The sequence below is a fragment of the bacterium genome (genome assembly GCA_023145965.1).
GTDB lineage: Bacteria > UBP14 > UBA6098 > UBA6098 > UBA6098 > UBA6098.
Map to the genome: position 1 here is coordinate 1 of JAGLDC010000118.1, position 3,919 is coordinate 3,919.

Sequence of the window (3,919 nt, forward strand, 5' to 3'; positions counted from 1 at the left end):
CCGTCGGAGTTTTATGTCGCACCGTTGCGGGTTTGTCAACCACCGTCCGAGTTTTATCGCATACCGTTACAAGTTTGTCAATTACCGTCGGAGCCTTGAAAACGCAAATTCCAGCCCAACATGTTAAAGAACAATAACTTACACTAATTCGGGCATTTCGCCCGATTTCCACAAATCTCCAGTTATCTCGATAAACCTCCCTCATTTTACCCCGTCATTGCGAGCGACCATAAGGAGCGCGGCAATCTTTTCGTTTATTCGATGAGATTGCCACGTCGGGTATTCGCCCTCCCTTCGACAGGCTCAGGACATCGCCTCGCAATGACACCCATTCTACATTCTGTATTATCACAAACCCGCGAACGGGATAACACAAATTAATTCGATGTAAAGAACTCGATTCCGCCGCCAATGCTCTTTTTATTCCCGATCCCCCCGCAGTTTTCCGCAAACCCTTTCCCATTTGGGCTGTGTTTCTGTATTACATAACAACAACAATAAATAACAAATTCACATAACCCATTGTCAAGGGGTTTCTTCATTTCCCTAGATTTATTTTCAACTACGGGGAAAGGGGATTATTCCCCTACTGACTTCTCGAACTCTTCGCAGAAGCTTTTATATTTCGATCGCATATTGTAAAATGGCAACCCGATTAGCCGATAATTTTCGGAGTCGTATGCGATGCCTTCGAGGAGTTTTTCGACTTCGCCTTCTTCTTCTATCCGTTTGAGGAAATCCTCTTTCCATTTGTCATGTTCGATAAGTTGTTCGCCCTTCGGCTCGATGAATAACTGGTAGTTGAGCGATTCGCCGTTTTCTTTGTCCTTCATGAAAAGAAGGAAATCCGGTTCGTGACGGCGGCCCTCGTCGAAATCGTAAAGCGCAATAAAACCGGCGTTACGGACGAGATAAATATCCTCGTATTTCTGTTTCATCTTGTCGATTACGCTCTCGATGTATTTGATAAGGTGTTTCTCCTCGGAAGTTCCAAAATTATCGGTTTGCGCGAACCATTCGGTGGCTGTAACATCGAGCGATAATTCCGCGTTCGGGTTATTTATTATCGACTTGCCGGATTGAGCCTCGCCAAATGTCTGCGTGAAATTAAGCTCCTTGTCTTTCACGACCTCTTTTATTCGTTTTCCCCTGAATTCCTTGCTTCCGAAATATACGCGGCTGTTTTCAGTGATATACTTCTTCACCGATTCGAAGATGAGAGTTGCCGCATCGAGCTTATCTGAGGGACTGAGGTTTTCGAGCCTTTTCTTCGAGCCGAAAATAGGGATATAGAGTTGGCCGCAATAATCGTTTGAAGTTATAAACTCATCAATCGTTTCGAGATGCGGGAATGAAATTCGTAAATTATCGAAATGGAAGAACGGTTTTTTGTCGATTGCCTTTCTGCAAATGCGATATCCGAGGTCTTTTACGGTGAAATCGCGATATTCGGAGCGGTCTTTTTCTTCTTTATTGTCTGAGGAGAAGAATTCCTTATCGACAATCTTGCCCGTTCCTACATCGTGTTTCGTCCTTGTGCCGACTCTCGCAAGGTCGGTTAGGGAATTTATTTTGTTGCGGTCTATTGCCTGCCTTTCGTTGAAGAAAACGTATTCTTCCTTCCAGAAGCGGGTTTTCTTCACTTCGTCTTTCACTCGAAGCTCGCGGGTTATTTTCGGCGGATCTGTTTGAATGCCCATCTCTTCGAGCGTCTTCTTGAGGTCGGTGATATATTGGTTATTGTTGATGCTGTGGTAATATAGCTCTTCGAGACAGGATAATTCGCTTCGAGGCTCTTCGTCAAATTTCCTTTTAAACTCCTCGCCGTCGCCGCCCACCATGAAAGGCCAATATCGCGCACCTCTTCCTATTAGTTGAGCTTCGGAAAGCGTTGTGCTTTTTGTGCCCTTGCTCTCGTCGAGACGAACGATGTCGAACAGATTCAAAACGTCCCAGCCCTCGTTGAGCATATTCACAACGAAAATCGCCCTAATCTCGTTTTTTTCGTCTTCGAGGCTGTTCACTAAAATCTGGTTTTCCCTATCGTCGGCCTCGGATTTCGAGTTTAGCATCAAAATCCTTTCGGGGCGGAAATCCTCCTTAAGCTCTCGGACAAGGTTATGTGTGCTTATATCGTGCTTCTTGAAAAACCGGAAAGCCTCGGCTATTATCGAAGTCCGAACATCCTTCTCGATTTTACTAATATCGTCTTTCCTTAGGTTTTTTATTATCTCTCCGAATTCGGCGCATACCTCCTCAGAAGCCGCAATAGTGGGGGATTTAAAAAGCAAACAGGGTTTCAAGTCTATTCCGTTGTTCTGCGCTACTTTCCTGCGATATTGACTTAAAAGAATCGCCTGGAGAATTCTCTGCTTCTGTTTCGAATCGGTTTGCAAAAGGCGAATCTCTTTCGAGTATTTATCCGCGCAGAATTTCTGAAGGTCATATTGATAGATTATCTTGTCGCTATACTTCTCGGCGATTTTAGGGTCTTTAAGTTCAACCGTCGCTGTATAAGCAAGCATTACATTCTCGTCGTTGGAAGTGAAAACCCTATCGATAGTGCTTTCCCATGTTCGATAATTTTCCTCGGTTTTGGAGAGGCTTTTCTTCGTCAGCGCGTTGATATGATGGGCTTCGTCGGATAACAGGACGATTTTTTTATCCTTTAACTCCTCCAGCGTGACCGCATTCTCGCGGGGTTCGTTTATTCTGGAGTGTAAACCTTGAACGGTGGTAAAATGGATATTGATTGCGTCCTTATCACTCGCATCGAAGTTCTCAACTTCCTTAACCTCGACGATTTTGTCGTCGATTACGATTTTCTCCGAAAAAAGAAATTTACTCGAAGACGGGTCGAGGAAATTCACGCGCGTTTTCTCGATTACATTCGTCGCATTTACGAAAAAGATGAAGTTTCGATAGCCCTTTTTATAGAGATAGAGGATATTCGCGGCCATAACGACGGTCTTTCCGCTTCCGGTCGCCATGTGGAAAAGCAGATGCATTGGCCAATGGCGGTGCTTGTAATCGTCGAAATAATATTCAAACCGAGCGAGGGCCTCTTCCTGATATGGCCTTAGCTTAATTCGCTTGTTCAGATTCGCCGTGATATAGTCCTTCTGCTCGTATTGGAATATTCCGAGGTCGGAAAGCGTATCGAATTGCTGGCAAAGGGTCTGTTCGGCCATTTTATTCTTTCTAATTTGAAATCAATTGCGTCGTATTTAAGTTGTCTGGAAATTCCGAACAACTGATTTTGAACTGTTGCAAATTATGCAACAGTTCAAACGCAAGCATAGCACTACTATTCACGCTCCACTTCCATTTCCTAAACATCATCCGATCATGTCCTATTTTTATATTCATCACATAACCATCACATAAATAAGTTGTTGTTTATCAACGAGTTATTAACTTGATACTAACGATTTATCAAATATCTATCACAAAGGATCCTTAGAGTTAGATATAGTCGTCTTAATTTGCTCGATTACTCCATCGATGTTGTCGAAGACTTCTTCGTTTTTAAATCTGATAACTTCGATATTAGCCGAGTTGAGATATTTTGTTCTCTCTTCATCGTATTCTTGAGAAAACTCGTTGTTGTGGCTGGAGCCATCGAGTTCTATTGCTAAACGGCATTCCGGTGAATAGAAATCCAAAATATATGAACCAACGCTGAATTGGCGTCGAAACCGTATCCCTTCGATTTGCTTTTTACGAATAAAAATCCATAGTTTCGCTTCGGCGTGGGGCATGTTACTTCGCAAAGCACGGCGATGTTCCTGAAGTTCTTTTTTGTTGTAGAGCCTCATATTAACCCCCTCGGCGCTACGCGCCACTCCCCCTTATAAAGGGGGAGATGTTTTTTGCCACTCGGCTTTCTTTTTTTCCCCCTTGCCAAGAGAGCGATGTC

4 protein-coding genes are annotated in these 3,919 nt (G+C 43.7%); all 4 read right to left on the reverse strand.

Features of this window, described 5'->3' with window-relative positions:
• On the reverse strand, positions 1–205 hold a 205-nt coding region (locus KAH81_10085), incomplete at its 3' end, for a hypothetical protein (GenBank protein MCK5834001.1).
• Between the two features lie 172 nt (positions 206–377).
• On the reverse strand, positions 378–542 hold the full coding sequence (locus KAH81_10090) for a hypothetical protein (GenBank protein ID MCK5834002.1): 165 nt from the start codon (positions 540–542) through the stop codon (positions 378–380).
• Positions 543–578: 36 nt separating this feature from the next.
• Positions 579–3,191, reverse strand: a complete 2,613-nt coding sequence (locus KAH81_10095; GenBank protein MCK5834003.1) for a DEAD/DEAH box helicase family protein — start codon at positions 3,189–3,191, stop codon at positions 579–581.
• Positions 3,192–3,446: 255 nt separating this feature from the next.
• Complete coding sequence (locus tag KAH81_10100; GenBank protein ID MCK5834004.1) at positions 3,447–3,818, reverse strand: endonuclease domain-containing protein; 372 nt, start codon at positions 3,816–3,818, stop codon at positions 3,447–3,449.
• Between the last annotated feature and the right edge of the window lie 101 nt (positions 3,819–3,919).